Genomic DNA, 481 nt, shown 5'->3' with positions numbered 1-481 from the left:
CGGGGACGGGCCACGCTCCCGCCACCACCGTCGCCCTGTCCCTGGTCGACGGCGCCTTCTCGTGCCGCGAGAGCCTCGGCGCCGTCGCCCGCGGCCTGTGCGACCGTGCCCTCCGCGCCGGGGCGCTGCGCCCGGACGACGTCCCGGTCTGGGCGAACGCCGTCGAGATCCCCGCCGGGTCGCCCCTGCACCCGGCCACGGGACGAAGGCTCTTCCGCCGTGGCTGAGCCGACCGCCGGCCACGGGACGGTCCCGCCCCTGGTCGAGCTGGCCATGGGCGACGCCGCGAAGCGTCAGGTGCTGCGCTCCAACATGGCGCTGATCTCGATCCTCGCGCCGCTCGTGGGTCTCGCGCAGCTCCCGGCGGCGATCGCGAGCGGGAACCTGGCGCTCGCCCTCGGGTTCCTCGCCTTCGCGCTGTCCATGATCCCGCTGACGTACGCGATCGGGCGTCGCATGGTCGACCGCGCGCGGATCGTCC

2 protein-coding genes are annotated in these 481 nt (G+C 75.7%); both read left to right on the top strand.

From position 1 onward, the window contains the following. Positions 1–227: hypothetical protein (locus tag G3I78_RS47925; protein WP_164436903.1), on the top strand; the 227-nt coding region annotated here is incomplete at its 5' end. Continuing rightward, on the top strand, positions 220–481 hold a 262-nt coding region (locus G3I78_RS47920; RefSeq protein ID WP_203616526.1), incomplete at its 3' end, for a hypothetical protein. The genes G3I78_RS47925 and G3I78_RS47920, both read left to right, overlap by 8 nt.

It is taken from the genome of Streptomyces sp. SID13726 (genome assembly GCF_010548375.1).
Classification (GTDB): Bacteria; Actinomycetota; Actinomycetes; order Streptomycetales; family Streptomycetaceae; genus Streptomyces.
Note: the sequence above shows the minus strand (reverse complement) of the source record. Positions and strands in the feature narration are given on the sequence as shown.